17 protein-coding genes are annotated in these 24,308 nt (G+C 61.0%); 7 read left to right on the forward strand and 10 right to left on the reverse strand.

From position 1 onward, the window contains the following. Positions 1-6: 6 nt before the first annotated feature. Positions 7-252, reverse strand: coding sequence for a hypothetical protein (locus C7S18_RS02185; protein ID WP_106890000.1), 246 nt, complete (start codon positions 250-252; stop codon positions 7-9). A gap of 307 nt (positions 253-559) precedes the next feature. Between C7S18_RS02185 and C7S18_RS02190 the strand changes: the two genes are divergently transcribed. The 5 genes from C7S18_RS02190 (at position 560) to C7S18_RS02210 (ending at position 6,619) form a co-directional block, all read left to right on the forward strand. Continuing rightward, entirely contained in the window at positions 560-1,363 is an 804-nt protein-coding gene (locus C7S18_RS02190) for a hypothetical protein (RefSeq protein WP_146151716.1), read from the forward strand. A 250-nt stretch (positions 1,364-1,613) separates the two neighbouring features. Then, positions 1,614-3,020, forward strand: coding sequence for an NHL repeat-containing protein (locus C7S18_RS02195; RefSeq protein ID WP_106890002.1), 1,407 nt, complete (start codon positions 1,614-1,616; stop codon positions 3,018-3,020). 102 nt (positions 3,021-3,122) lie between these two features. After that, positions 3,123-4,928 (forward strand): sialidase family protein, encoded by a 1,806-nt coding sequence (locus C7S18_RS02200; RefSeq protein ID WP_146151717.1) that lies wholly within the window; start codon positions 3,123-3,125, stop codon positions 4,926-4,928. A 208-nt stretch (positions 4,929-5,136) separates the two neighbouring features. After that, complete coding sequence (locus C7S18_RS02205) at positions 5,137-5,988, forward strand: protein-disulfide reductase DsbD domain-containing protein (protein ID WP_106890004.1); 852 nt, start codon at positions 5,137-5,139, stop codon at positions 5,986-5,988. Between the two features lie 19 nt (positions 5,989-6,007). Further along, on the forward strand, positions 6,008-6,619 hold the full coding sequence (locus tag C7S18_RS02210) for a thioredoxin family protein (RefSeq protein WP_106890005.1): 612 nt from the start codon (positions 6,008-6,010) through the stop codon (positions 6,617-6,619). A gap of 271 nt (positions 6,620-6,890) precedes the next feature. Here the strand turns inward: C7S18_RS02210 and C7S18_RS02215 are convergent, their stop codons facing one another. Next, complete coding sequence (locus C7S18_RS02215) at positions 6,891-9,554, reverse strand: SMP-30/gluconolactonase/LRE family protein (RefSeq protein WP_146151718.1); 2,664 nt, start codon at positions 9,552-9,554, stop codon at positions 6,891-6,893. A 419-nt stretch (positions 9,555-9,973) separates the two neighbouring features. Between C7S18_RS02215 and C7S18_RS02220 the strand changes: the two genes are divergently transcribed. Next, a complete protein-coding gene (locus C7S18_RS02220) occupies positions 9,974-11,284 on the forward strand; it encodes a TolB-like translocation protein (protein ID WP_106890007.1) in 1,311 nt (436 codons plus the stop codon). Between the two features lie 87 nt (positions 11,285-11,371). Further along, positions 11,372-12,616, forward strand: a complete 1,245-nt coding sequence (locus tag C7S18_RS02225) for a DUF819 family protein (protein ID WP_276309434.1) — start codon at positions 11,372-11,374, stop codon at positions 12,614-12,616. A 58-nt stretch (positions 12,617-12,674) separates the two neighbouring features. Here the strand turns inward: C7S18_RS02225 and C7S18_RS02230 are convergent, their stop codons facing one another. From C7S18_RS02230 to zwf, 8 genes are all read right to left on the reverse strand, one after another. Further along, positions 12,675-13,196 carry an ECF-type sigma factor gene (locus tag C7S18_RS02230; RefSeq protein WP_170113059.1) on the reverse strand — a complete coding sequence of 174 codons (522 nt, stop codon included), beginning with the start codon at positions 13,194-13,196 and terminating at the stop codon, positions 12,675-12,677. 54 nt (positions 13,197-13,250) lie between these two features. After that, the gene (locus tag C7S18_RS02235; protein WP_170113060.1) at positions 13,251-16,073 is read right to left on the reverse strand and encodes a serine/threonine-protein kinase; all 2,823 of its coding nucleotides are present in this window, start codon (positions 16,071-16,073) and stop codon (positions 13,251-13,253) included. A 59-nt stretch (positions 16,074-16,132) separates the two neighbouring features. After that, positions 16,133-18,295 carry a DUF7452 domain-containing protein gene (locus C7S18_RS02240; protein ID WP_146151719.1) on the reverse strand — a complete coding sequence of 721 codons (2,163 nt, stop codon included), beginning with the start codon at positions 18,293-18,295 and terminating at the stop codon, positions 16,133-16,135. Positions 18,296-18,622: 327 nt separating this feature from the next. Then, complete coding sequence (locus tag C7S18_RS02245) at positions 18,623-19,276, reverse strand: bifunctional 4-hydroxy-2-oxoglutarate aldolase/2-dehydro-3-deoxy-phosphogluconate aldolase (protein WP_106890012.1); 654 nt, start codon at positions 19,274-19,276, stop codon at positions 18,623-18,625. Positions 19,277-19,357: 81 nt separating this feature from the next. Then, positions 19,358-20,344: a glucokinase gene (gene glk, locus C7S18_RS02250; protein WP_106890013.1), complete on the reverse strand. Its 987-nt coding sequence runs from the start codon at positions 20,342-20,344 to the stop codon at positions 19,358-19,360. Then, positions 20,341-22,170 (reverse strand): phosphogluconate dehydratase, encoded by a 1,830-nt coding sequence (gene edd, locus C7S18_RS02255; RefSeq protein WP_170113061.1) that lies wholly within the window; start codon positions 22,168-22,170, stop codon positions 20,341-20,343. Before edd ends, glk begins: the two co-directional genes overlap by 4 nt. Then, entirely contained in the window at positions 22,170-22,868 is a 699-nt protein-coding gene (gene pgl, locus C7S18_RS02260) for a 6-phosphogluconolactonase (RefSeq protein WP_106890015.1), read from the reverse strand. The genes edd and pgl overlap by 1 nt, the downstream gene beginning before the upstream one ends. Positions 22,869-22,877: 9 nt before the next feature. Beyond that, positions 22,878-24,278 carry a glucose-6-phosphate dehydrogenase gene (zwf, locus tag C7S18_RS02265; protein ID WP_240623968.1) on the reverse strand — a complete coding sequence of 467 codons (1,401 nt, stop codon included), beginning with the start codon at positions 24,276-24,278 and terminating at the stop codon, positions 22,878-22,880. Positions 24,279-24,308: the final 30 nt, after the last annotated feature.

Here is a 24,308-nt window from a genome sequence, read left to right on the forward strand (position 1 = left end):
AGATGTTCAGCCACGAGAGCTCAGTGGAAGCTTGCGAACGCCAAGTGATAGCGCTAACAGCAAGAACTGCGAGAAGCTGTCGGCGCTGTCGCGAAGCGTCGGGCGATGTCGCCAACCGGCCACCTCTGTTCGGAAATCGTTCGATGGGTATTCCGGGCTGTAGCCAGACAGTGCGACCGTGATGAAGGCACGCAATAGACCAGACGCGACCGTTGCGATCCAAGCGATCAGTGTCTTCCAGGTATCAGGCATTACCGGCCCCCGCTTCAATGTCCCGATCATAGGTTTGAAGCGCTGTTCGGAACAACTGTCATGTCTTCAAGAAGTGGGATAACGGCGAGAAAGTGACTTGAAAAGCGCGACGATTCCGTAGCTCGGGCGAATTCGCTGGCAAGCCTGGAATTCAACAGGCAGTTGGCACACTACGGCAACGCCTGAGAGGACGGCAGACCGTCCGACACTATCAATTCACCCGAATGACTTCAGCGGTGAGACTCATATGTCCGACGACAGCGGCACTCCCAATCCTCCCAATCCTCAACCTCCTGCCGGCAGCTCGGTGAACTTCTGGTCTCTCTGTGAAGGTCAATTGGACCCAGCGCTCGGAAAGCGCATCAACGTCCTGGTCGGAAAGGACGAAGACTTCATTGTCTACTTGGATGACTTTTTCGGCATACAATGGAGTAGCGACAGAGTTCATTGGCCGCGACCTGAGGTGCTGAACAAGGTGGCGCAGTTGGAGGCCGAGTCGAGCTTTATCGGGCGGCCAAGCACCTTGCGGGACATCCGGACTCAAATCGGCGAGGCGCTGGTTCGCGTGTTGTCGGAGCCTAGCAAGACGGCCGCAACTGCTGGCGCCGATTTAGCGACGGACATTCTGGAGCGAGCGGAAGCATGGATCAAGTTGGAGAACAGGGCATGCTCGCGGCGCTGGCTAGCGGTCTCCGCGAGTTGCTTTGGCGGGGTTTGTGGGCTCGTGCTGTTCCTGATGGCAGCACGTGGGCCGAGCTTCGCAGAATGGACCCCTTGGTGGCACATCTTGGGTGCATCCCTTGCAGGCGGCATCGGCGCCTGGGTATCGGTTCTGTACTCAAGTCAGACTATGGCAACGGTGGACGCACGAACGGGAAAGTGGAATCACGTCTTCGAGGCGTTTGCGCGAATCATGATTGGCGTGATCGGTGCGTTGTTGATGGCACTGCTCGCAAAGGGTAATTTCGTTCCGGCAATCGAAGGGAACAACCTGTTCTTGTTACTGGGTTTCGGGTTGGCATGTGGCGCGAGCGAACGATTGGCTCCGGCTCTGATCGCCTCAGTGGAGCGCGCCGCGACCAAGGAGCCGCCATTTTCGGCAGCTAAATAAGCGAATCACTGCCGATGTACAGAGCAGCGCCGCATTGCTTTCGGATCCTTTGCTCTTGGCTTGCTAATGTCTGTTTGAGGAAGGAAGACGAGTCGATGCGAGCGCTGCAGCGTTTCGGTGCTTTGGCGTGGCACCGCCACATTGGGCAGATCAGCGCACTTGAATCATGCTCATCGGCGTGAACCGCCGACTGTGATCCCGACAGCCTGAAAATTCCGTACTCCGAAGCACCCAATCTAGGAGTGCTTCGATGAACGTCGGCAAGTGGTGTGGTCTGGTTGTCTTGCTGCTCGGGACGAGTTCCGTCCGTGCAGACGATCCGCTGGACGGTTTTCTGGATCCACGCTTTGGCGTCAACGGTCTGACGCTGGTGGACTACGACCTGCCGACACCTAGTTTTCGCGAGACAAACGACCTCGCTCGTTTCAGCAACGGTCGCCTCTATCAGGCGGCGACCGTGACCACCAACACCTCGGCAGGCGTGCGGTTGCGAAGCGCCCTAGCGCGCGTCTTGCCGAATGGCGTTCTCGACACAACGTTCAGCGGCGATGGCAAGCAGATCGTGAATAATGTCCTGGACCCAAGCCTGCACCGCTTGACCGTAAGGGTTCTCGTTCAGGCTGATGGCAAGCCGTTGCTGTTATCGACCAAAGCAGCCGCAACCCTTCCCGGTCCGCAAGACAAAATTGAGGTCTGTCGTCTGACGGCTGCAGGCACGCAGGACCAGAGCTTTGACCTGGATGGTTGTGCCAACCCGGTCGTGGGCCTGACGGATGATGGCAAGGAGACGCCTGTCAGCATGGCCTTGACGCCAGACGGCGGGATCGCGATCTTGGTACGGGTGGTACCGCCGACGGTGAATACGCCGCATGTGGTGGGTGCCGTTTATAAACTGACGTCACAAGGCGCCCGTGATGACAGCTTTGGCCAAGGTGTGGGTTTTGTCCTCGTCAAACCCCCAGCCTGCGATGACTGCTACTACTCGGATATTCGTGTGCTGAATGATGGCAGCATCGTGCTCGCTGGCAACAATGGCGCGAATGTGAGTTTTGTCAGCAAGCTCACGGCAAGTGGCATGATGGACTCAAGTTTTGGGGTCGCAGGTCATGCCCTTTACAGTTTCAGCAACTTGCACCAGATCGCCTCATCCAGAGAATACGTGACGCGTCTTGCTACCGACAGTCAGGGGCGCCTCTACACCTGCGGCGGCGTGATCGGACAAAATTCGACGATCGCGTTGTTGGCCGTGGCACGCTTCGAAGCCACTGGGCAATTGGATCCCAGTTTCGGCACGAGCGGTCGTACGCTTCGGCCGCTAATTGATGTGATCGCCTATACCGAGGTCAACTCCTGTACCGTCGACGCATCCGATCGACTCGTCCTCGCACTGACGGTCGGCACAGGGTTGTCTTTTGATCCCGGTGTGCTACGACTGCTTCCGAGTGGCGAGCCGGACACTCGATTCAACCAAGTCGGCTATGTGTTGGTGCCGATTGCGATCGGGATTGTGCCTGCGGCCGCTTTGGCTGATTCTTTAGTGCTCGATGGGGATGGCGTTGTGCTGAGCGCCAATGCCATGCCCGAGAATCAGTCTGAGAACCAGTTGGTGCTGACGCGCTTAGGTGACGATCGACTGCTTCGGGATGGCTTTGAATAACGCCCTCGCCATTTGCGATTCCGGCTGGCACTCGCGATCTTGAGTGGACTGCCTTAGCATGCCGCTTTGCAACGGGCGCAAAGGTGAACGATGAGCATTCGGATGCAAGCTGTCTGGTTGTTGTCACTGACACTCATGCTTGCGGGTTGCCAACGCGCCCTCGGGCCCGGATTCGGGCCCGAGCCGCCATGCTCGGCAAACGCTCTGGTAGTCACCAACGCAAGCATGCCGACGGCGTTGCCAGTCTTGGCAGACAACGCCGCGGTACGTTTGCAGAAGCGCGTCGATGCAAGGATCACGGGTGCGCAGGCGTGGGAGCCGAGCATGGTGGCGCAGTCGGTTGGCAACTCGGCTGATACCGATCAGCTGACCTTGGTTTGGATGGACGGTCGTCCAGGCAGTGTTACAGACACGCGCATTGCCTACGCGCGTTCCATGGATGGCGGCAATACGTTTCAGTCGGGGGATTTGCCGAAGCCCTCCCAAGTCAGCGCTGCGGCGCCAACATTCGATCCAATGACCGCGATCTTGCCCAACACGCATGAAGTGCTCGTCGCCGCCATGACGCGCTCGTTCACGCTTGGGAGCGACAACACCTTGTGGTCCAGTCGGCACGGTGTAGACGGCGCGCCGTTCGAGGCCAGCACGCGGCTCCTTCAGCAAACGAGCGTCGACAAAGGTTGGATGGCCGCAGGGCCGGCGCCGGGCAACGCGTCACAAATCGTGCTGTACATGGCTTACAACGCGGGTAACCGGCTGCTCAGTCGGAGTCTCGATGGTGGTCGTACGATTGCATCCTCGTTGCCGTTGCCGGGCACGATTGGTTATCAGCCTAGAGTGGATCGCAATGGCCGATTGACGCTGACCTACTTCGACAACGGCCGGCTGGCATTCGTTGCGAGCGACGATGGTGGCCTGACGCTGCAAGCACCGGTCATTGTGGCGACCCCTACGGCCACATCGTTGTCGATTACGACGTCGATTCCGGGTGAATTCCGGGCGCCCATCTTTCTGATGCACGCGATCGACCCGACGAGTGGCCGGATCTATGGGGTCTACAACGATGTGACCGCGCAGTCGGGCAATCAGCTTGATGTCGACATCCTCCTGACCTATTCCGATGATGGCGGGCTGACCTGGAGCGCTGGTTCGATCGTCAATGGCGATGGTGACGTGCCAGGCGATCAATTCATGCCTTGGATCGAAGTGGATGCCCGCGGTGGCGTGCATCTGGCGTGGTTCGACACGCGCGAGCATCCGGGATTGGATCAGGATGGATTTGCGCTCATCGATGTGTGGTATGCGTATTCCGCTGATCGCGGGCAGCGCTTCACCGAGACCCGGCTGACCACGCAGCCAATCGACTCCGCACGCACACGCTGGGCGCCATTCGGCGGTATCGGTTCGCAGTTCATCGGCGATTACCTTGCGTTGGCGGTGTCGGATCACGCTGCCTATGTCGCGTATCCGCTGAGCGAGAACAACGAGCTTGGTATGGGCCTCAGTCGGATCGATCTACCCAAGGCGGGCATCACGGCGGGATATACCGGTACATGGATCAATCAGGCGGAACCCGGGCACGGCATGCTGATCGAAATCCTGCCCGACAACCGCCTGCTTGCGTGGTGGTTCACGTTCACACCCGACGGTCAGCAGGCTTGGTTTGGTGGCATTGGCACCTACAGCGGCAATCTGGCAACCATCCAAGTCATCAAGGCGCAAGGCGGGCGCTTCCTGCCGAACTTCAATCCAGCGGATATTCAAAATCCAGTCCTCGGTACGATGCAGATTCGCTTTGATTCCTGCATGAAGGGACAGGTGGACTACGCCTTTGGCCAAGGATTTGGTAGCGGTACGTGGTCGATCGATCGGCTCACCGTGGCGGCCGGCCTGAACTGCGTCGATTGATGGTGAGGCAAACCACGTCAACCGGGCAACCATTCGGCTCGCGCGGGGCTCGGTTCGGCGTAAGCTGAGCTTTTGGCACGGGTAGCCGATTGGCACCGGCACCAAAATCGACCATGCACAAGATTTTGACGCCACAAGCCGCAATCTTGACGCATCGATTTCCACCATCACGACGCCGTGACCATGCGTTTGGAGTGCTGCAAGTTCCATGAATGTGCGATGGCTATTGAACGCAACAACGATCGGCTTGGTAGCCGGTGGTCTCAACCTGTTTGGCAGTTCGCTGGCGATGGCCGCTGAGGTCCCCACGCTGCCTGTGCGCGCCGAGCTGATCGCGGCGGTCGATCATGCGCTGATCGGCGGTGGCATGACGATTGGCCTCAGGCTCCAGCACGTGCCGCATTGGCACAGTTATTGGCGCAACCCGGGTGACTCCGGCATGGTCACCAACATCACTTGGAAATTGCCCGAGGGTGTGCGCGTGAGCGAGTTTTCATGGCCGGCGCCGAAGCGATTTGTATTCGAAGGGCTGGACAACTTTGGCTATGGCGATGACTTGCTGTTGCCGATGCGGCTCAGCGTGGACCCCGCCGTCGTCGGTACCGACATTACGATTGAAGGCACCGCGAAGTGGTTGGCCTGCGAGTCCATTTGCATTCCTGGCAAGGCCGAGCTCAGTTTGCGCTTGCCGTTGACGAAAACCGTCACGGCGTTGCGGCCCAATGCGGCGGCCAAGCCGCTGTTCGATCAGGCGCGCATGATGCAACCACTGCCGGTCGCGGCTGTTGGCAGCGCGAACGTTACCGATGCCGCGGTTCGGGTGCGTTTGCCCGCCGCTGAGTTGCCGGATGTGGCTCGTCTCGATGCGTTCGTCGAGGAGCGCGCGCTCGTGATGCACAAACCCGCAGCGATGCGCCGCGACGGAAACGAACTCGTATTGCAATTCGATCGCAGCGAATACTTCAGCGCTGCGCCCGAGCAGATGCACGTCGTGCTGACCGATGCCACTACCAAACACGCCTGGCGCTTTCAAGCGCCAATCTCAACCAGCCAACCTTGAACCTGAAAGGAGTCTGATCATGAATGTTTCGACCTTTGCGCTGCTCGCCGCTGTTAGTGCGCTCGGCGTCAGTAGTGCGTATGCCAAGCCCGCCATCGGGCAGCCCGCGCCAGACTTTACGGTGGTAGATGCCAATGGCCAGTCGCATTCCTTGGCTGATTTCAAAGGCAAGACGGTCGTGCTGGAGTGGAACAACCCTGAATGCCCGTTCGTCAAGAAGCACTACGGCGCAGGCAACATGCAGAAGCAGCAGGCCGACGCCACCGCCAAGGGCGTGGTTTGGCTGAGCGTCAACTCTTCGGCGCCGGGCAAGCAAGGCAACCTGGACGGTGCTGGCGCAAACGCGCAGCTCGCGAAGTCGGGGGCCAAGCCAACGGCGTATCTGCTGGATGCCGATGGCAAGGTTGGGCATGCCTATGGCGCACGGACGACTCCGCATATGTTCGTTATCGACGGACAAGGCATGCTGCAGTACATGGGCGCGATCGACTCGGTGCCGAGTGCCGATTCCGAAGACATTCCGGGCGCCACGCAATATGTGACGCAGGCGCTCAGCGAAATGGGTGCGGGCAAGGCAGTGTCCGTGTCGGTCTCCGAGCCTTACGGCTGCTCGGTGAAGTACGGCAGCTAAGGAGCCTCTGAACAAGTTCAGAGGCGATGCGGGCCATGGATGGCCCGCCCAGAATCGAGCACGCAAGTGCTTGATTCTGGAGCAATGAGTCCGGACACGTGCCGGACTCATCGCGGGTCTGAAAGTCCAGGATGGACTTGTTCAGACCCTCCCTAAGGCGCTGCTTATCTGGTCCAAAGGTAAAGCGGGTCAAGGATGACCCGCCCACCAACTCGTCTCGCGAACACGCCTGTTGAGCCAGGCGTGCCACGAACTGACGGGCCGGCCTCAACTACTCCAGCGCCGGACCAAATGTGCCGCCAAGGGGAATGTCATTCACAGAGTCGGCCCCGAGTTGCTCGAAGCCATCTTTGAACAACACGCCAGGGTTTGACGGCGCGTAGACAAAACTCAGTGTCGTGCCATCGCCCTCTTGAGTGAACGTTGCCGTTGGGCCGTGGAACGACCCCACCTGCTTGAAGCCCGCGTGGGCCCAATCACCGACTACTGGTTTGGCGTTGACCGGGCCCAAGGACTTGGTGCCCGACGCTGGGATGATACCCGTGAAGAGTGCATTGCTCAGCGTGAATTGTCCGAATGCCGGTGAGAACACCGCCGGTGTGGCCCAACCATCGCCGTTCCAATCGCCACCGAGCGCAATATCACTTGCGCTGCCAAAACTGTACGCGAATACGGCAACGCCATCATAAAAGCGATCGCGGATGTAGTTCGTGTTGCTTGCGGTTTCGTGCAGCCCGATATCATCCAGGCCATCGGCATTCCAGTCGATCACGAAGGCCGTGTTGCCGCTGCCGCCAAACGTGAAGCTGTAGTCGGGCGTCGCCACATCGACGTTGGCCCAACGGTCCCATAGATAGAACGTGCCAGTGGTGGTGCGAAACAGGCCTGGCGTATCGATGCCATCGCCATTCCAGTCGCCCACCAGCGGTTGATCCGATGCGATCGCGCCGGTCACCGTGGAAGACAAGGTGGCTGGCCCGCTGTTCAAAACGTTGCGCATCAGAAACGACTGGGCACTCGGTCGATAGACGCCAAGTGTGTCACTGCGGCCTATGACCGCTCCAAACTTGAATACTTCGGTGCCGCCGGTGGTACCAACGTACAGACGACCGATGTTCGCGTCCATGCCCAACCCATTGGCCACGCCCGTCACCGAAATGGTGCCCAGGTAGGTGCCATTGTCGTTGTACTGCACCACGCGCGCGTTGTTGCCGTCGGCACAGTAGAGATTGCCACGTTGGTCGGTCGTCAATCCACGGGGGCCGTTCAGCGCACCAGTACCAGACACTGATTCGGTAATCACTTTGACAAAGTCGCCAAACTCACTGAACTGCTGAATACGGTTGCCGGTGAATTCGGCAACATAGACTTGACCACGATGACGATCCACCGTGATGCCGGCGGGGTTCTGAAATTGACTATTGCCCGTGCCGTTTGTGCCCCATTGCCGAACATAGGTGCCGGTCAACGAAAACTTCTGGACACGATGGTTGGACTCATCGGTCGCATAGATCCAGCTGCCGTCCGTCGCCAACATCGCAGGGCCGTTGAATTGCCCGTTGCCGCTGCCAGTACTGCCCCATTGGAGCAAATAAGACCCGGCGCTGTCGAACTTCTGAATGCGATTGTTGCCACGATCCGCGACGTAGACATTGCCCGAGTCGTCGACTGTAATGCCGTAGGCACCGCCAAACTGGCCATTGCCGGTTCCCGTGCTACCCCAAGACGTCACCAGATTGCCAAGGCGGTCATACTTGTAGACGCGATTGGCGGAATGGCTGGTGATGTAGGCGTTGCCTTGGGCATCAACCGCAATTTGGCCTTGAAAGGTTCCGATACTGGTAAGGCTGCCGCTGGCCGCATGTGCGGTCGGTTGTGCCGATGCTTCGAACGATTGCAGCGTGCCCGCATCCAAATCGACCGCGACGATCGCCGGGCGTCCCAAGAACGGCGCACTGGCCATCGGGCGCTGGACGGCGATGCCGCGCAGCCCGCCGAAGTATCCGTTTACGCCAGTGGTCCCCGATCCGTAGTAGTAGGCGAGGTAGTTGCCGAGGTGGTCGTAGTTGTACAGGTCATTGCTGGTACTGGACCCAACCCACACGTGATCGGCCGCGTCGACCGCGAGGCCCAGCGGCGCGGCAATCCCGACGCCAATATGACGCAGCCACGTGCCATTGCTCGTGAACTTGGCAACGCGATTGTTCGTGCTGTCGGCTGCGTAGATGTTGCCTTGACTGTCAACGGCCAGAACATAGGGATTGTTCAATTGCCCATTGCCGCTGCCTGGCGTGCCAAAGGCGCCCAAGCTACTACCGGAAGTGCTGAACATCTGAATCCGGTCATTGCCGACTTCACCGACATAGAGCCGGCCGTTACGCGGGTTGTAGACCAATCCCGAAGGGCTGCTGAGTTGGCCGAGCCCTGTACCAAACGAACCGAATTGCGAAATGTACGCACCAGTCGTCTTGTTGAAACGTTGAATTCGGCTATTGCTGAAGTCGGCGACGAACAGATCATTCCCAACGATCGCGACTTGCTCGGGGCCATTGAACTGGCCGGCGCCACTTCCTGGCGCGCCGATAGTCTGGGTCAACGCAAAGCCCGCGTCATTCAGTTGAAATTTCCGAATCACGTTTTCGCCCACGACCGACACATAGGCCGAATCGCCATCCATCGTGATTTGGAACGGCTGCGTGCCGGCATTGCCCGCATAACCAAAATGCACGCTCAAGTAGCCTTGGCTAATCAACGAAAACTCACCGGACGCTGGCGCAGCCTTGGGGCCGGCAATGGGCTGTGCGGGCACTTCGAAAAGGAAGACCGGGCCGATGGCCGTGGCGTCGTCCAGTTGTGCGAAGGCCAATGGAGGCAGCACCGAACCCGACACGGCGAGCAGGGCAATCAGCAGGCGTGAGCGCAGACAGTACGTCATAGGATGAAGCTCCGGAAGTGGCAGTGACAATCGTGGCGGAATCTGGCTGCAGAGGATTTGACTGGCATCAAGCGTGTTCAGACATTTCTGCTGACCGTGCGCGGATGCTCCGATGGTTGGTTGAATCGCGGTGAGCAAGCGCACCGATCGTCATTCATCCGAATAAACGAAGACTTCTGGAAATCCGTGCAAAGAGAATGCGAATGTCTCTTGTTGGCGTCGGCACGCGCGCGGCAATGCGCCCGTAATGTGTGATGGATTACCGAAGACGAGATCGAATGACAAACTGCAGTGGGTCTTTGCGTATTCAGCATCAGCATGGATGCAATGGTCGGGCTCGACATCGAAAGGGATGTGCTGGTTGAAACCAGTTGTTTTCCGAGTGGCCCGTGACTTCCTGACTGCGAGTGTTGACCCTTATGAAGAAGATTGTCGTTGTGATGATGTCCATTTTGTTGGTGCCGGTGGTTCACGCTGAGCGTGTGCTCGCGGGACGAATCCTCAATCCGGTGACTGCGGCGCAACTGCTCGCGGGGGCTGGTGATCCGGCGGTGTCGGCAGATGGTCGATACATCTTCTTCGTATCGACGTCCACCAACCTCGGGCCGCCGGCGAATGGCGCAACCAATCTCTATCGAGCCGATACCGACGCGGCGACGCCCGCGGCCGAATCGATCGTGTTGGCGATGAGTGCGTTGGGAACCGGCAATACCATTGCGCCGTCGAGTTCGGGCGGCGGCACGGTCGTGGCGTTCGAGACGCTCGCTGGCAACCTGGGTGGCAACCATGGCAGCTTTGCGGATATCTATGTGAGTCACCAGATTGATCTGCCGCAGAATGAAGTGGGCTTCGACACGCGGCTGGTCAGTAGCGGCCTGGGCGGTGCTGCTCCCAATGGGGCGTCACGCACACCGTCGATATCGGCTGATGGTCGTTACGTGGCCTTCTGGTCGGATGCCAGCAATCTGGTCAGCAACGACACCAACAACAGTCCAGATATTTTCATGGTCAGTGTCGACGGGGGATTGATTGGCAGTGTTGAGCGCGCGAGCGTTGATTCAAGCGAAGTCCCGATTCCGGGTGCGAGTCGGTTCCTGTCGAATCAAGCCTGGTCGGCCAATAGCCAGTTGCTGGTGTTTTCTGCAGATGCGGAAATCGACGGCGCTAATCCCGGCAACCTGGAGGATGTGTTCATTCGCGATCGCGCGGCCGGTACCACGAGCCTGATCAGCAAGTTCAGCAATGGCGCGCCATTCACGGGCTCATCCGATCAGGCGTCCATTTCCAGCAACGGTCGATACGTCGCGTTTCGCTCATTTCAACTTGGCGCTGGCATCAGTGGCAGCCGGGTGTTCGTTCGCGATCGGCAAGCGCAGACCACGTTCAGTGTCCCGGTGCCGCCGGGTGCGACCGTCTGCGAGGAACCGAAAGTCGACTTGTCGGCGAACGTGCTGATGCAATGTGGCAGTGCTCAGGTTGGCGGTTCGCAACAGGCCTGGCTGTGGCAGGCGAACAGTGCGAGCTTTGTACGGTTGAGCCGAAGTCCGGCGAATGCGGAGGGCAACCTGGTCTCTGGCAGTGTGACCAGTCAGAGTGACGACAGCAGCGTGCTCGTGTTCGACTCCAGCGCCAGCAACTTGGATCCCGGCGACACCAACAACAGCAGCGATGTCTTTGTCGATATCGATTCGCATCGCCTGTACGCCCTATTCGCCGATGGCTTCGAGTAAATTGCGTCACGCCTGGTGATCCTCACGATCCGATGAACTCATCTCGGGTAACCTGTCGAGATGGCTACTGTCACCTCTTCCGAAACCATCAACGCGAGCACGGCCCTCATCCAACAGGATGCCGTCGTGCTCGGCATTCTCGCCGCGATTCTGGGCGTCGTATTCTGGAGCAGTAGTCGCCCAAGCGGCTTCTGGAAACGCTTCTACGGCGTCGTGCCGGCCTTGCTGCTCTGCTACCTATTGCCGGCGATCTTGAATACCGCCGGCGTGATCGATGGTGCGACGTCAGGTTTGTATCCGATGGCGCGCGACTATTTGCTGCCGAGCTCGCTGGTCCTGCTGTGCTTGGCGATCGATATCAAAGGCTTGTCACGACTCGGAATCAAGGCGATTCTGATGTTTCTGGCCGGCACGGCGGGCGTGATGCTCGGCGCGGTGGTGTCGTTTCTGATGCTGCGCTTCATCCATCCAGAAACTGTCGCAGGTGATACGTGGCGCGGCATGGCCACACTCGCCGGCAGTTGGATCGGCGGTGGCGCCAATCAGGCAGCGATGAAGGAAGTGTTCGCAGTGGATGCCACACTGTTTGGCCAGTTTGTCGCGGTCGACATTCTGGTCGCGAATGCCTGGATGGCAGGGTTGTTGATCCTCGCTGGTCGGGCCGCAAAATTTGATCGCTGGGTCGGTGCCGATACGAGCGCGATCGAGTCGCTGCAGGCCCGCCTGAGCGCCTTTCAGGCCCAGCATGAGCGGAATCCCACGCTCGCCGACATCATGGTCATCGTGGGCATCGCGCTCGCGGTGACGGGCTTGTCGCATTTCTTGTCCGGGCCGATTGTTGCGTGGATCGGTAGTCTGCCCGCGTCGTGGCGTCTGCAGGACTACAGTCTGACGTCCGGCTTCTTCTGGCTCGTCGTGTTGGCGACGACCTTCGGCGTGATGTTGAGTCTGACCAAGGCGCGGCTCCTGGAAGGGGCGGGTGCGTCCAAAATTGGCACGGCGTTCTTGTATTTCCTCATTGCGACGATCGGCATGCACATGGACCTCAAGGCCTTGCTCGACAAGCCTTGGCTGTTTGCACTCGGCGCGATCTGGATTCTGACGCACGGGCTCGTGCTGCTGATCGCGGCGCGCGTGCTGCGGGCGCCCGCCTTCTTTTTGGCCGTGGGGTCGCAGGCGAATATCGGCGCGGCGGCCTCGGCCCCGGTCGTTGCCTCGGCGTTCCATCCGGCGCTGGCCCCGGTGGGCGTGCTGCTCGCGGTGCTCGGCTACGCCCTGGGTACCTACTGCGCGTATCTTGTGGGACTGTTCCTGCAGCGCTTGGCTGGGTGAGTCCGGTTGGCTTGGTCTGCGCTTACTTGCAGCCACCCTGAGGTCGATCAGCGTCGCGCTAGTCGCCGCAATCGGTTTTCAGAAACGCCCGTGCGAAGCGCCAATCGCGATCCACGGTGCGAGTCGACACGTTGAGCAGTTCGGCGATTTGTTCGATCGACAGGCCGGCAAACACGTGTAGCTCCACCACATCGGCGGCGCGGGGGTCTTCGCGACTCAGGGCCTGCAGCGCCGAGTCGAGTTCGAGCGCATCCTGCAACGGCGCTGTGGCGAGATCGAACGGCAGGTCCTCCCAATCGGCGCGTTGCCATTCGCCGCCCGCCTTCAAGCGCGCCCGGTTCCGCGCCTGATCGATCAGCAAGTGGCGCATCGCCTTCGCGGCATACGCGTAGAACTGTCGCCGGCTCTCAAATTGCAGCGTGTTGCGAGCAGCCAGATCGAGATAGAGGTCGTGCACCAGCGCGGTGGTGTTCAACGTCACCGCGTGGCCGCGTCGGCGCTCGGCATGCGCCAGGCGCTTGAGCTCTTGATAGAGCGTGGCGACATCGAGTGGCAATGAGGCGTCGGCAGCATCGGACATCGGTTGAGGATAACGTCTGGTTGGTTCCTGAGCACCCACTGTGAACATGGCTGGTCAATCCGATGTGGCCAAGAGCGCGCGGAGCGGTTGCCATTGCGAGTCGTCCCGCAACGCGGGTTTGACATTCAACGCAAACGCCGACTGGGCATGCGTGCGCGCCAATTCTGTTTGCCCGAGCTGCCATTCGGCGAGCGCCTGAATCGCCTGCCATTCGAACTGGCGCGCGGCATGGTTCGGCGCATTGCGCGCGTAGATTGCCGCCACGGGTCGGATGGTTGCGAGCGCTGCTTCGCCCCGCTGGAGTCTGAGCAGCACACGGGCCTTGCTCGCCATGATCATGCCGCTCGCGAAACTCTCTGACAGACCTTTGTCGGCGCGAATGCGGAGGGCTTGATCGATTTCGTCCAGTGCCGCCTGATGTTGGCCCATTGCTGTCAACACGGCGGCATGGCCGGCCAGCGACATCGCGTAGTTCGGGTCATTTGCCCCGAGCATCGCGAGGCGGAGAGACTTGCTGCGCTCGGTCGCGTTCAAGGCCAGAGCCAGCTGGCCCGCGCGCAGGTACGCGTTCCCCAAGCTATTCCACGCCATCGCACAATCGGGCTCGCTCGACATCAACTGTGCGCGTTCGCAACTCGCCAGGACAGCCTGATAGGCCGGAATGGCCAACTCCGGGCCTTGCTGTTCCCCCAAGAGGCCGGCGAGTACCAGCTTGGTCGACAACACTTCCCGATGATCGGGTCCGTCCAGGCGCTGCAACATGTCAAGAGCGGCCTCGGCACTGGCTGTTGCGTCAGCCAGCTGGCCTTGCGCACGCTGGGCGGCCGCGAGGCTGTTCAGATAGGACGCGGTTTCGCGATTGGGGCCCGCAATGATCTGCCGACGAAGCGCGATCGCGGATTCGAGTTGATTGATGCCGGGTTCGGCATCGCCAAGCTGCAAGTCGATGATGCCCAAAACGGCGAGTTGCCGGCTGTACTCCAGATCCTGTGGTAATGCCTGTTGCTGCCAAGCGGTCACCAATGTCTGCATGGTGTGTCGAGCCGCAAGCTGATCACCCATTCGGGATTGGACGCCGGCCAGAAACGTCAACGGGCGCAGACGCTCCGGGCGATCGCTCTGAAACACCATCGGTGCGATGGTGGCGGCCTCTGACGCCTCGGCCAGCGCCACGACGAAGTCTCCGCGTGCTTGCGCCAGATTGGTCAGTGCCAACAAACCCTCGATGGTTGCCGCATCGGATTCGATGCGAACGTCGTTGCGGATCGGCTGCAGCAAGGCGGCGGCCGCATCGATCTGATCGCGGCGAATCAACACATCGGCGCGCGCTGCTTGCGCCCGGAGCCAGAGTCGTTGCTGCGAGGGATCGTTCGCAATGAGGCGATCAACCTGATCGAGCGACGACAACGTGGCGGCATCATCATCTACCAGAGTACTGACTTGCGCCAGCGCGAAGTAAAGCGCCGCCTGATCGGCCGCCGGCAATGTTTGTTTGTGCTGCAGTTCGGTACTCGCGGCCGCGAGCAGGTCGGCAACGGTGGGGCGTTCCGGCTCTGGTAGCCGGGCTTCAGCCGCTGAAAAAATGCCGAGCATGAAATCCTTGACGGCATCGGCCCGTGCCGCCTGACTCGCCGCCTGTATCGCTTGTTCGCGAGCAATGCCGGCCTGCCAGAGGGCCACGCCCCAACTGCCCATCAAGCCAAGCGTCAGCAGCGCCGTCAGGCCAACAGCGCCGCGATGCCGCTGCACGAACTTCTGCGCGCGATACCAGCGCGATGGTGGATGCGCGAGCACCGCCTGGCCGTCCAGAAATCGCTGCAGATCATCAGCGAAAGCGCCCGCATCGCGATAGCGCAGCCGCGGCTCGGGGTCGAGCGCCTTCATCAGAATGTTGTCAAGGTCGCCGCGCAGCAGCCGTTGCAGCTGTCGCGACTCGTGTTCGGTGTGTACGGATGTCGCCTGCAGCCGTGCCAACTCGGACGGACGCTGCGTGTTGGGATGCGCATCGGGTCGACTGCCAAGCAGCAGTTCCCAAAGCACCACGCCGAGGGCGAAAACATCGGTCGCAGTGCTCACGGGTTGATTCAGTTTCTGCTCGGGGGCGGCATAGGCCGGTGTCATCATGCCGGCGCCAGTGCGCGTCATGATCTCGTCCTGGTCGAGCAATTTGGCGATGCCAAAATCCAGCAGCTTCACTTGCTGCTGACGATCAACCAAAATGTTCGACGGTTTAATGTCCCGATGCACGATCAATTGCTGATGCGCGGCATCGACCGCTCGCGCTGTCTCCATCAGCAGCAGTACGCGTGCTCTCGGGGTCAGGCGGGCCGTGTCGGCGTGGCGCAGTATGTCGACGCCGTCGACGAGTTCCATGACCAGGAACGGTTCGCCGCGCTCGGTCAGGCCACCATCGATCAAGCGGGCGATGTGGGGGTGATTGAGGCTCGCCAAGACCTGCCGCTCACGCCGAAATAGCCGCTGTTCGAGCCGCGAATGCAAGCCACTGCGCAGCACTTTCAGCGCGACCCGCTGATCAAAATCAGCACCGATCCGACTTGCCTGATAGACGCACGACATGCCGCCTTCGCCAATCAGTCGTTCGATCTGAAAGCCACCAATGCTGCTGCCGACCAGGCCTTTCGGGTCGAACCAGTCCTCTTCTTGCTCAGACAAGAACCACTCGCGCACTGGCTCGCCCGGGCTGGTGCCAGTATCGGCGTCGGCATCGAGCATGCTGAGCAAGCGTTGCCTGATTGGGGTCGGCAAGTCCTGCTTGGCCAGCCAGGCAAGCCGATCAGTCGCGGGTTGCTGCAGGCAGCGTTCGAACCAATGCCGCAGGTTGCCAGTCGCTTCAGTCTGGCCATCAGTCTCGGTCATCGCGGCGTCCTCGAACGTGATGTTGCAGTTGGTAGAACTTGCCGTGCGCGCTGTGCATCTCAGTTGCCCTCGAAGCCATCGGTCAGCAGTGGCACGCGGCATGCGTCATCGCTCGGTCGCGGGTCGATCAGGATGTTGTAGCGGTTGCCATTGAACAACATGGGTCCGATCGCCTCCAGGTGCAGCTGCCAAAAGCCGGTGTTGCTATCGTAGTGCGCCGACACATCGCGTGTGGGCATCAGCCCAGAACCGTTCACGCCGACGTGCACGCCCGCGCACGGCAGGCCATTGAGCAACGGATGGTCTAGCCGTGAGACGGTACCACTGAGGCGGTTCGCATCGCTCACTGTATGGACGTATGCATTGTGGCCGGGTGCCTGCGCATATACGACAAAGGCGTTGCCGATCTCGATGCCAACGCCGTCGGTGTTGCTCAAATGCCATTGGCCGTTCACTTGCCGCGCCGCTACGGGATGCGTGTCGACAAACGCAACGTTGCCAACGCCGCGCGTCGGTGCAACCAGGAATAGATAGTCGCTCGGCAGGCTGGCCCATGCGTCGGGCAGCAAGGCGGCATTGGGTTCGGTGAGGCTGTTCAGGCCAACGAAATACTGGTCGGCCGTCGACCCTGGAGTGGCTGCCCACAGGTTTAGGCCACCGCCTGGCGGCAACACGTTGCCGTCTTCAGACCGCACGTGCCAGCGTTGGCTCCCGACTTCATAGTACGTGCTGAGCGGATTCGGAACGCCGACATAGCCGTCGAGATTGCGACCATCCGAGCGGGTCAAATGCAGCATGGCCTGCGCGAAGCCATTCAAGCCGGCGACATCAAGCAGATACAGCACGGATGGGTTGCTGGTTGGAAAATCGATGCGATACGTGGCATCGCCGAACTCGAATGCACCGATATCGATCTGGCTGGACTTGGTGCGCCGTAGGCCATCGGCATCGAGCGCCTCAGCGGCGAGATTGGTGAGCCCTGACGTGTAGACGGCGGCATCGCCGGTTTCGCGCAGGGGAGAGGTGCTGGACAGTCGATGACGCGGGGGCAGGCTCTGCGGATCGCTGGTGATCGAGCCTGGCGCCGGGGAGAAATTCTGGTAGCCGGCGACCTGAAACCAAGCGTTGTTCTGATTGCTGACCATACTGTCTGCGGCAAGCGGCTCGACCACCACGCCGAATCCCGGGGCATCACGAATCAGATTGTTGGCGATCAGAACCTGAAAGTGGAACTGCGGCGAATTGGGCCAACCCGTACTGCCGAGTCGAATGCCGTTCTGTGCGGCCACGATCGTATTGTTCAGAATGTGCGCCGAAACCAAGTTGTCCGGATGACCATTCAACCAGATACCACTGCTCAAGCTGCTGCAGCTCGGCTTCAGCACCATCAGATTATTGGCGATGCGCGCGGTAGTTGCGGCTTGTTGATTCGCGTTCACCCGAATGCCCGAGCAGAATCGCGCCGAGCCATCACCGTTGTCCGGGTCTTCCAGAATCTGGTTGCGCTCGATCCGAAGGGGATTGTCGATGCCGCCGTCGTCGCTCGCTACGATGCCCGTGCGACCCAGGCCGCTACCGTTTTCCTGGCTGCTACCGCGGGCGATGATTCGGTTGTCGGTAACGCGCAATTGGTAAGGGTATTCTTCTGGGCTGGGGGATCGCGAAATGAATATGCCGCTGCTGTTCGCGCCGCCATCTACCTGGATGGTGTTGCCGCTGATATCGACGTGCATCGCGCCCGTGCCAGCCGCGACTTGACCGGGCATGATGATCCAGATCCCAGCGGAATAGCTGCTGTCCTGGATGCTTTCAATGTGGTTGTTCAGCAGATCAACTTGGACCGGCGCGAATGAGTCCACCACGAGCGAGCCACGCTGGAACCGAAGGCCCTCGACCCGGATGGTCCCACCTTGGCCTGCCTGCACCGACAGGCGCAACGTGACGCCTTCGGCGAATGTTGGTCGAAATCCGGGCGCAGGCCGAATGGTCAGGGCCTTCGTGGTACTGAGTAACGGGCCTGATATGGGCGAATCGGTTGCGATTTCGATCGTATCGTTGACCGCAGCGGCCTGCATGCAGTTGTTAAAGCTGGCGCTGCAGGCGCCAGGACCGGGAAAGGTCAGCACGTTACCGGATGCCTCGGTGCACGTCCAAGTCAGCGCTAGCGCCATGGCCAACGGCCGACTAGCCATGCCTAACCACTCACCATATGAACCGCCCATGCCCACCTCCGCGTCGAGAATCGGAGAGCCTGGGCGATCGTCACTCAGGCTCGCGTGTCAACGGCACTCAGACCAAGCCGGATGGCCGGCCTGAGGACGTTTAAGGAGTCTCTGAACAAGTTCAGAGGCGACGCGGGCCATGGATGGCCCGCCCAGAATCAAGCACGCAAGTGCTTGATTCTGGAGCACTGAGTCCGGACATGTGCCGGACTCAGTGCGGGTCTGAAAGTCCAGGATGGACTTATTCAGACCCTCCTTAACGATACGAGCGATGTTTGGGGTGGCAGTACGACACGCTGCCGAAAATATCTTCTGGCTGGTCGTGTATCAGCCTCGAATGGCCGCCGTAGCGCGGGCCAGTGCTTCGATCCGGGCAAAGTCACGGCTGGCCAGGGCATCGGCCGGCAACATCCATGAGCCGCCAATGGTGATCACATTCGGCAGCGCCAGATACGCGGGGGCCTTGGCCGGGTCAATGCCGCCCGTAGGACAGAACTTGGCTTGCGGAAAAGGGCCGTGCAGCGACTTCAATGCGGCCACGCCGCCTGCGGATTCGGCGGGAAAGAACTTGAAGCGGCGATGGCCGTGGGTTAGCCCTTGCATCAGTTCCGAAGCCGTCGCGATCGCCGGAATCCACGGCATGTCGATGCCCGCGGCCGCCTGGTAAAGCGCCTCGGTCGCGCCCGGCGAAATTGCAAATTGGGCGCCGGTTGCAACAACGTTGTGCAGATCGTCCGGATTCAACACCGTGCCGGCGCCGACGATTGCACCGGGAACGGCTTCGGCGATCGCGCGCATCGCTGGCAGCGCCGCCTCGGTGCGCAACGTGATCTCCAGGACGGGCAGGCCACCCTGCACGAGCGCGCGGGCGAGCGGAATGGCGTCATCCAGATGTTGAATCGCGATGACCGGCACCACCGGCGCCTTCGTCAGAATGGCGTCGACAGCGTCGGTGCGAGCTTGGATTGAGGTGAAAGGCATCGTCGATTCCTCTAATTTCGGCAGAGCGCGCGCAAGATCATGACGCGTCGCGACAGATTGAACTGATATACCGCTCCGCAGTCACTGGCGCCCTGGCGGTTGACGCAATGCCACGGCGGCACCGAGCAAGCCCGGATACGCATGGGTGATCACGCGAATATTGACGTTTTCCAGGTACGCTGCAAAGCGGCCCTTGGCAAGAAACCGTTCACGAAACGCACTGCTGCGCAGGAACGGCACAAAGCGCGGCACGATCCCGCCGGCAATCATCACCGTGCGCGCACCGTGGATCAGCGCGCAGTCACCTGCCACGCTGCCGAGCACCGCGCAGAAGCGCGCCAGAGTGCGGCGGGCAAACACATCGTGGCCATCCAGTGCGGCCTCGACGATCTGTGCCGGCTCACGGAGCTTCGCGCGGGTATCGAGCGCACTGCTCAAGTCGTCGCCGGCCTGCAACGCGGCGTCGATCTGTGCGAGTCCGGCGCCCGACAACAATCGCTCAGTCGACACGCGACCGTACCGCGCCGTCATCCAGCGCGCGATGGATTGTTCTTCGTCCCCAAGCGGCGCAAAGCTGACATGGCCGCCTTCGGTCTCAACGACTTCGAAACCGCGATCGGCGTTGCCGACCAGCATCGCAACGCCAAGCCCGGTGCCCGGACCCAGCACGGACACCGGGCCAAAGAGCGGCGCTTCGTCATCGCCATGCAGGCTGATGACATCGCCGCCGCGCAATGCCGGCACGGCCCACGCCACCGCGCCAAAATCATTGAGCAGCAGCAACGAGTCGAGCTTCAGTGCTTTGGCCAGTTCAGCGCGACTGAATGACCACGCGCGATTGGTCAGTCGAATCTCGTCGTTGCCGACTGGCGAGGCGACCGCAATCGCCGCTCGTGCCGGCTGTTGGCCGACTTCGGCCAGGTAGTGTTCGGCGGCATGCTGCAGGCTCGCAAACTCGGCGTTCTTCAGCGAGCGCTGCATCATCATGACGGGCTCGGGGCTGCGGAGGTCGGTCAGCGCGAAACGCGCATTGGTACCACCGATGTCGGCGATCATCGCCAGACTCATGCGTGAGCTCCAGGCAGCGGGAACGACAACGCGCCCTCTTCGGCCGAGCTGACCTGTGCCCGAAGACCCGCAAACAATTCGCGACCCAGCCCTTCAGCATTGCCCGCCGTGTCGACCACGACGGCTGTCCGACTCGCCCATTCGGCCGCATCCACGTGGACGGCGAGTACCCCGTGTTCGGCATCGATCTGAATCAAATCGCCGTCGCGCAATTTGGCGATCGGGCCATCGCAGAGCGCTTCCGGCACCACATGAATCGCCGCCAGCACTTTGCCGGAAGCACCCGACATGCGGCCGTCGGTCAGCAGGGCGACGCGTTGGCCGCGATCTTGGAGGACGCCCAGTGTCGGTGTGAGTTTGTGCAGTTCGGGCATGCCGTTGGCACGCGGGCCCTGGCCACGGATCACCGCGACGAAATCGCTCGTGAGCGCCCCGGCCTTGAACGCGTCGAGCAGTGCGTCCTGGGACTCGAATACTTTCGCAGGCGCGGTTAACGCGCGATGCTCGGGCTTGACTGCAGAAATCTTCACCACCGCGCGGCCCAGATTGCCGCGCAGACATCTGAGGCCACCCTCGCGATCGAACGGCTCGGCAACGCCACGCAGCACACTTTGGTCCATTGATTGCGCCGGCGCAGGCTGCCAGATCAGGCGCGTGCCATCGAGTTTGGGCTCCTCTGCTTGATCGCGCAGATTGCCGCCATGCACACACAGCAAATCCTCATACAATAGCCCCGCGTCAAGCAGTTCGCGAATGACAACGCCTAGGCCGCCAGCGGCCTGGAAGTGGTTCACATCGGCCTGACCGTTGGGATACACGCGTGCCAACAAGGGCGTGACTTGGGACAGTTCATCAAGATCATCCCAGTCGATGATCAGGCCGGCCGCACGGGCGATGGCCACCAGGTGGATCGCATGATTCGTTGAGCCACCCGTCGCCGCAAGGCCCACCATCGCATTGACCAGTGCACGCGCATCGACGGTATGACCCAGCGGACGATAATTCGATCCCAGCGCAGTGACCTTGCAGACCTGTTCTGCGGCAGCGACCGTCAGCGCGTCGCGCAATGGCGTACCTGGGTTGACGAAGGCCGTGCCTGGCATGTGCAAGCCCATGACCTCCATCAGCATCTGATTGGAATTGGCGGTGCCGTAGAACGTGCAGGTGCCAGCGCTGTGGTACGACTTGGCCTCGGCTTCCAGCAGTTCGGCACGGGTGGCTTTGCCCTCGGCGTAGGCTTGGCGCACGCGTGCCTTCTCGGCATTCGGAATGCCCGATGGCATGGGGCCCGCCGGCACGAAGATCACGGGCAAATGACCGAAGCGGAGCGCGCCGATCAACATGCCCGGGACGATCTTGTCGCAGACGCCGAGCATCAGCGCCGCGTCGAACATTTCGTGCGAGAGCGCAATGGCGGTCGACTGCGCGATCACATCGCGCGAGAACAACGACAGCTCCATGCCCGTGCGGCCCTGCGTCACGCCGTCGCACATTGCTGGCACGCCGCCGGCCACTTGCGCGCTGGCGCCCAGATTGCGCGCGGCCATCTTGATCAGCTCGGGGTAGTGCTTGAGTGGCTCATGCGCGCTGAGCATGTCGTTGTAGGCCGTGACAATGCCCACATTCACGCCACTGCCTTCGCGCAGACTCGGTTTGTCTTCGCGGGCTGCCGCAAAGCCATGGGCCAGATTGCCGCACGCGAGCTTGCTGCGCGCGGGCGCTTTCTGGCGGGCGCGCTCGATCAGGTCCAGATACGCGCGACGCGTGGTGTGACTTCGCGCGGCGATGCGGGCGGTGACCGCAGCCACTACAGGATGCAGCGACATCAGGGGCTCCAGTGGATTTCGGCGGCAGGATGGTGGGCGGCGAGGAGTGCGGATACTGGCAGACTGTGATCGCCATGTTGCGCGCGCTCCAGCACCGCCAGTTTGTCGGTGCCGGTGATGACCAATAGGATCCGGTCGCTGCGCAGCAGCCGGCTCAAGGTCAGACTGACGCGCTGATGCGGGCCAGCGGCGGGCATCGGATTGGGTTCAATCGCGATGCAGCACTTGGTGTGGTGTAGGTCGAGGGCATGCGGGAGCGTCGGGGCCCCTGGAAACAATGATGCAAAGTGGCCATCCACGCCCATGCCGACCATCGTCAGATCGAATGCCTCGGGGTGCGCGCGCATACTCGCTTCGCCGAAATCCGCGTTGACGGGGCCATCGCACTGTAGGGGGGTCAACGACAACCAGCGAATGCCTTCAGCGCCAACGAAGGCGTCCTGCATCTGGCGCAGATTGCAGTCTGGATGATCATGATTCACCCAGCGCTCGTCACTCGGGACCACATGCACCTTGGACCACGCTCGCGACTGCGCGGCGAGTCGACGGAACACCGGTGGTGACGTGCGGCCACCAGCAAGCGCGAGCAACGCACGACCCTGGAGCGTGAGCGCGCGGTCGATGTCTTCGGCCATGCTGCTGGCCAAATGCTCAATCAACGTCTCCGTATTTGCGTGCCGAATCAGTTTGAAGCTCATGGTTCGCCCTCACTCCCGCCAGCTGTGACCATGGCGCTCGGTCAGCGCGACCGCGCTGCTCGGGCCAAAGGTGCCGGCTGGATAGGACTTCGGCGAGATGCCGAGTTTCTGCCAGCCATCCAGGATGCCGTCGATCCATTGCCAGGCCGTTTCGGTTTCGTCGCGACGGACGAACAGGGTACCGTTGCCCTCAATCGCATCGAGATAGAGGCGTTCGTAGGCGAGGCGACGCCGCGCCTGTTTGAACGCGTCGCTGGTCTCCAGATCGAGCGCGACTTGCGCGAGCTTCAGGCCATTCCGATCCAAGCCTGGCGTCTTGTGCATCAGGCGAAGCTCAATGCGCTCCTCCGGTTGCAGGCTGATGATCAGTGCGTTGGGCTCGACGGCGGCACCGCTATTCGCAAAGATCGAGTGCGGCACGGCGCGGAACTGCAGATAGATTTCGGTGGCGCGTCGCGCCATGCGCTTGCCGGTGCGCAGATAGAACGGCACACCCGACCAGCGCCAATTGTCGACATGGGCACGGAGCGCGATATAGGTCTCGGTGTTGCTGGCACGGCCGAGTTCGTCTCGGTATCCCGGCACAGCGACCCCGTCAACGGCACCGGCGGTGTACTGACCGGCGACGCTGTTGTTCGGGATATCGGCCACTTCAATCGGACGCAGCGAGCGCAGGACCTTGAGCTTTTCGTTCCGAACCGCACTTGGGTCGAACTGCGATGGTGGTTCCATTGCCGTCAGACACACGAGTTGCAGCAAGTGGTTTTGCAGCATGTCGCGACTCGCGCCGGAATGATCGTAGTAGTCACCACGACCCTCGACGCCAATCGTTTCGGCAACCGTGATCTGCACCTGCTCGATATGGCGCGCATTCCAAAGTGGTTCAAACAGCGCATTGCCAAAACGCAGCGCCAAAAGATTCTGTACGCCTTCCTTGCCGAGATAGTGATCGACGCGGAACACGCGTGACTCATCGAACGTCGCCGTGACCCCATCGTTGATCGCGACCGCACTGGCCAAGTCATGGCCAATCGGCTTTTCGAGCATCACGCGCGTACCGGCGCCGGCAAGCCGCGCGGCACCAAGCACCGCACAAATCGGCGCGTAAAAGCGCGGTGCGGTCGACAGGTGATAGAGCACATCGCCCGTGCGCAGCGCTTTGATGCGCTCCGTGAGTGCAGTCGCGGACTGACTATCGGCGACATCGGCCGCTTGGTATTCGAGCCGATCGAGAAAGCGTGCGACGCTGTCGGTATCACGGTCGGCCACTGGGACGCGCTTCTCGAGATGCTGACGCACCTGATCGCGAAATGCACCCGTATCGAGATCACTGCGGGCGGTGCCGAGGCAACGGAAGTCTGTCGCCAGCAGCCCATCGCGATGCAGGCCATACAGTGAGGGCAACAACATGCGCCCGGCGAGATCGCCGGTTGCGCCGAA

Source organism: Ahniella affigens (assembly GCF_003015185.1).
Lineage (GTDB): Bacteria > Pseudomonadota > Gammaproteobacteria > Xanthomonadales > Ahniellaceae > Ahniella > Ahniella affigens.